Source organism: Streptomyces sp. NPDC051133 (assembly GCF_040682635.1).
Lineage (GTDB): Bacteria > Actinomycetota > Actinomycetes > Streptomycetales > Streptomycetaceae > Streptomyces.
On the sequence record NZ_JBFBBK010000134.1, the window covers coordinates 1 to 4,626 of the forward strand.

5 protein-coding genes are annotated in these 4,626 nt (G+C 61.3%); 3 read left to right on the forward strand and 2 right to left on the reverse strand.

What is annotated here, in order from left to right:
- Positions 1 to 183: 183 nt before the first annotated feature.
- Positions 184 to 789 (reverse strand): sortase-dependent protein, encoded by a 606-nt coding sequence (locus tag AB0N17_RS45220; RefSeq protein ID WP_366017525.1) that lies wholly within the window; start codon positions 787 to 789, stop codon positions 184 to 186.
- Between the two features lie 1,147 nt (positions 790 to 1,936).
- On the opposite strand from AB0N17_RS45220, the gene AB0N17_RS45225 reads away from it, so the two are divergent.
- The 3 genes from AB0N17_RS45225 to AB0N17_RS45235 all read left to right on the forward strand — a co-directional run bounded on the left by AB0N17_RS45225 (position 1,937) and on the right by AB0N17_RS45235 (position 3,756).
- On the forward strand, positions 1,937 to 2,506 hold the full coding sequence (locus tag AB0N17_RS45225; RefSeq protein WP_366017529.1) for an HAD family acid phosphatase: 570 nt from the start codon (positions 1,937 to 1,939) through the stop codon (positions 2,504 to 2,506).
- Between the two features lie 185 nt (positions 2,507 to 2,691).
- Complete coding sequence (locus AB0N17_RS45230) at positions 2,692 to 3,108, forward strand: ATP-binding protein (protein WP_366017526.1); 417 nt, start codon at positions 2,692 to 2,694, stop codon at positions 3,106 to 3,108.
- Between the two features lie 318 nt (positions 3,109 to 3,426).
- Positions 3,427 to 3,756 carry a hypothetical protein gene (locus AB0N17_RS45235; protein ID WP_366017527.1) on the forward strand — a complete coding sequence of 110 codons (330 nt, stop codon included), beginning with the start codon at positions 3,427 to 3,429 and terminating at the stop codon, positions 3,754 to 3,756.
- Between the two features lie 100 nt (positions 3,757 to 3,856).
- On the opposite strand, the gene AB0N17_RS45240 is transcribed toward AB0N17_RS45235, so the two are convergent.
- A complete protein-coding gene (locus tag AB0N17_RS45240) occupies positions 3,857 to 4,369 on the reverse strand; it encodes an ATP-binding protein (protein ID WP_366017528.1) in 513 nt (170 codons plus the stop codon).
- Positions 4,370 to 4,626: the final 257 nt, after the last annotated feature.

The following is a 4,626-nucleotide window of genomic DNA, read 5'->3' on the forward strand; positions in this document are numbered from 1 at the left end:
GTCCGCTGAACTGCGGAAACGCTAATCAAGTTCGAGTCGCGTTCGACGCCGGACCATAAACGTCAAGGTTACAGTTGCTCAACTGCTCGACCGGCAGATCCTCGGCCCGCAGGGCTGCCGGATGCGCCCGCGTTTACGCCGACAGGACCTTGGGCGGGAAAGCTGAAGGTGTCATAGCCGGGCTCATCGACGCCGCAGGCTGTAGAAGACTGCGGCGCTGCCCATAACCGCTAGGGCAGCGGCGATGCCTGCGGCCACATCGGTGGGGGCGTCCACTCCAGTTGCGGCGAGACGGTGAGCGGCCCCCGGAATACTGGTGCTGCTTCGCGGGGCTGCCGCTGGGACTGCCGATGCACTCCGAGGTCTTGCAGGCGCCGGATCCTTCTTCTTACAGGCTCTGGACGGAGTGGTCAGGTTGGGTTGAATGTCGGCGTCGATCTTCCCGGCCTTGACACGGATGCGGTAGACGGCGCGCGACTGCCAGTGCTCGGCGATTGTGAGGGTGGTGCCCGTGCGCGAGCCCTTGACTTTCCGGACAGCAACCCTCTTCGCGTCGGCGCCATACTGCTCCAAGAACACGGAGACGGTCGCTCGTGCGTGTGAGGCGTCCTTGTCCGTGACGATGAGGACGCCCTTGCCACCGTCGCACTCCGCCGCAGCGGAGAAGTCGCTGATGCTGGAGGCAAACGCCGTGCCGGCGGCACCGATTGCGAGCGCTGCAGAGACAGAGGCACCACCGAGCATACGTACGGTACGGGCCGCGCGGCGTGATGTCAGCTGATTGGCCACTTTGTTTCCTCTGCGTACAGTTGAGGGGCCGCTGGCGAGAGACGAACATGAGCCGGGGCCCAACGCCGCCATGGGTGCCCCACGCCTATTGCGTCCTGCGAGTGCTGTCAATGGTTTTGTGTCCCACGGATTGCTGATGTTGCCCTTCTGTAAACTTCTGCAATGCTGGCAGCGCCCACCTCTAATGTGTAGCGATCGACGACACCAAGAGCACCGCCTGGAGCCGAAAGCTGGCCGGCCGCTTCTGACTGGAGCACTGGGGAGCTTGCGCGTTCCTTTCGCTGACCGGTGATGGCCAAGGGGCTGTTCACTGGTCACAGCCCCTGTCGTTTGCGGACCCGGATGAACCGCGCAGCCGGTGCCGACCGGCATGCGGCGGAGACTGGCGGCCGCGCGGCACCTGCGCCCTCCCGCAACATCGCCCCGCCAGCCCACCCGCACCCGTCACCTGAGCCCGGTGCTGCCTGCCTACTCCGGCGCAGGCCACTCCGTCTCCGCCAGCGAAGCTCCATGGCGAAAGACTCCGTACGCCATGGTTTCTCCCTCTGCCGTTCACCGACTGCGCTCCTGGCCGTTGCCCCCGGAGGCGCATCAACGAGTTCTCCTGACAGCCGCGATCTGTCCCTGGATCCGCATTGCCTGAACCAAGTGCACAAACGGCAGAAGGAATCATCACAAGACATCTATATCGGAATCTATGCTTATAAAGCAGACTACGCGATGTCGAGCTTTTCAAACTGGAAGTTTTCACTGAAAAGTTTCACAAGCTACGTACTGTACCGATGAGCTACCCTCACCAAACTGTTGTGTACCGGTGGATCATGAAACCCCGGGAGCGGCGGCACACCGACATGGGAATGCAAGGAAAATCGACATGCCTTCACGCAAGAGTCGCATCGGAATGCAGAAGCTGCGGCTCGATGCGACTACGCCCTATGGCGATACCCGTCAACAAAAAGCCCCGATGTAAGCGCTGAATTGTGCCAGAATTTTCCCTCCATGACATCGGCGCCCTGGCTGAGTTGCCCCCTCATCAAACCAAGGTGTCGACCCGAACTAGAGGATATTCATGACCAAGAGCACCTACATAGGCCCCGTCCTCATGGTTGCCGCCGTCGCAGTCACGATTGCTGTGATCGCGCTTCCCATGGCCGTTCAGGCTACGGCGGAAACCTCGGTTTCCGGCGCGAGGACATCCGTGGTCACTACGCTCACATCCAGGAGGGTCAATTACACCACCTGGCAGAAGGACTGTCGGGCGGACATGGACAAGGCCCTGCATTACCTGAGGCAGCGCATCGCACGCTCGGGTCCAGAAGAAAAGCAAGCCATCGTTTTCGATATCGACAACACCACCCTGGAGACGGGATTCGGCTTCAGCTACCCGCAGCCGGCCAACAAGCCGGTACTCAAATTCGCTCAATACGCCCAGGAGCACGGCGTCTCGCTCTTCTTCGTGACCGCCCGGCCCAACGTCCTATACGCATCGACCGAATACAATCTGCGATTCGATGGCTATCGTCCGTCCGGCGTCTACGTCCGCAGTGTGCTCGACCTGTTCGACAATATCGCTGACTATAAAACCGCCCAGCGTATCGCCATCGAGCACGAGGGTTATACGATCATAGCGAACATTGGCAATAGGGTCACGGATCTTTCCGGTGGCCACGCTGAAAAGACGTTCAAGTTGCCCGACTACCACGGCCAGCTTTCGTAACCCTCCAGTGCTGTCCCGCCCAGTCATGCGTGTCGGCCCGCCGACGACCGACGTTCGGCACGCTAGGCGCTGTCCCTTGCCGACCGGCAGGATGCAGAGTAGGCGTGTCCTTTATGGGAATCGGCTACTTGCCAAGAAATACGAGCGGCAGAGGCTTCCCGCCGGACGGCGATAGATCGCAGGCTATGATCAGCGAACCGCTGACGTGCTCTGAGGCATTTGCAGGCAGTGGAGACATCGCTGCAGCTCGAGACCTTGCTGTCGACTTTCTGACGCATGCGCAGGATGCTCACGGGATTCCTGTGTCGGGCCAAGCGACGGACATGGTGAAGCTCGTGGTCAGCGAGCTGGTGACAAACGCCCGCAAGCACGCCCCCGGACCCTGCCTGCTGATCCTCGAGATCAGCGACAACACCGTTCGTGTGGCCGTGTGGGACAGCAACCCGACGCTGCCGACGATTCCGGCCCCGGACCCCAGGCGTGTTGGCCAGCACGGCCTGGAGATCGTGACCACCATATGCCAGAGCTTTGAGGCCCACCGCAAACCGGTGGGGAAGTCGATCACTGTGGCCATCGGCCTGGCATCCAACACGCGCGGCTAATTTCACACACGCATGCGCTGACCCCGTTTCTTCAAAGGCCTTGCGGAAGCACGCGGCATTGCGTAGGAATAGCGCCTACGGATAGGAGCCGGGCCAGGCTGCAGGCTTCCCAGCATGCCGGCGAGCACAGGCTGGACCTGGCTGCACGCTGTCGGAGTTCGACAGGGGTCAGGAATGAACATGCGCAAATTCACGGTGGGTACAGCGCTTACGCTGTGTACTGCCGCATCACTTACAACATTCGCGGGAACGGCGTACGCCGAGCCGACGCCGCCTCCTGGCACATCAGCAGTCACCGGGAGGCCGACAGTACCTGTCATGGTGGACTGCCTCTGGCACGCACGAATCCGCCCCACGTACTTCGTCCTTGCCTGCGGTGATGGAAACAGCCGCCTTTCCTCTCTCATGTGGTCGCACTGGGGCTTCCGCTCCGCGGTGGCGCAGGGATATAGCGTGGTCAATGACTGCAAGCCGTACTGCGCGCTCGGCACGTTTCACTCGTATCCGGTCACGATACGTCTCTCAGGTCCCAAGCCCTTGAAAGACGATGCCCAGCACCTGCACTACACGCAGCTGACCATCAGCTACGAGGGATACAACAGGCCGGAAGGCTTCCCCCAAACTCTGGTCTACCCGCTTCAGTACTGACGACCTGTCATCAACGCTTGGTGGTCACCACACTCATCAACGTCAACGCTTGGTGGTCACCACACGCTTGATGGTCTCCAAGCATGGGCGAACCGCATCGCTACGGGAGGACGACCGCCCGGACTATCTTGCCGCCGGTCTCCTGGGGGAGGAATTCCAGGCTCTTCGACAACGAGCCCACGATGCCCAGTCCATAGCCACTGCACGCCGGCGCGGCGTCACACGACGAACTGTCGATGGGTCCGGGCAGAGTCGGCATGCTGGGTTCACCGTCCCACACCTCGACCGCCGCCTCGTTGCCCGATACTTCGACGTTCATCCGGCACGGTCCCGATGAGTAGCGACAGGCGTTCGTCACCAGCTCGGACACTACGAGAATCAGATCCTCCTGCGCCTCGGGCGACCAGCAGACGCTCGCCACAAGAAGGCGGCAAGCGGTGCGTGCGTGAGAGAGGGAAGCGTGATCCCCTTCGATCCAGATCTCAGCCCTCCCAGAGATCACCTCAACGAGAGTTTCGTCCTCTACAAGAGGTTCGTCCTCTGCGAGAGGTTCGCTCTCTGCGAGAGCGTAGCCCTCTACGAGAGTGGTGTCCGCTACGAGGGTGTCGCCCACGGCGATCATCTCCTGAAACGCTTGTGTGGACCGCCTAATCCGCATCAGGCTATGAACGTCTGAGCAAGTGCGCCAATGGCAGTTGCTCGAAACGCAACAGTTGTGCAAGAGAGCGGTGAGCGTGCCTTAAAGAACCCGACCAGATCGTTGCACTCACGACAACACTGCTGCCCTCGGGGCTCGTGCGCCAGTACTCGCTGTGCGGCGACCCCGAGGACGGCTCCTCGTACACGGTCGCCACGCGGCTCGTGGAAGAC

What these genes read in the sequence shown, in the direction of transcription:
- AB0N17_RS45225 (WP_366017529.1), top strand. Translation starts at nt 1,937, where the DNA reads ATGGCCGTTCAGGCTACGGCGGAAACCTCGGTTTCCGGCGCGAGGACA.
- AB0N17_RS45230 (WP_366017526.1), top strand. Translation starts at nt 2,692, where the DNA reads ATGATCAGCGAACCGCTGACGTGCTCTGAGGCATTTGCAGGCAGTGGA.
- AB0N17_RS45235 (WP_366017527.1), top strand. Translation starts at nt 3,427, where the DNA reads ATGGTGGACTGCCTCTGGCACGCACGAATCCGCCCCACGTACTTCGTC.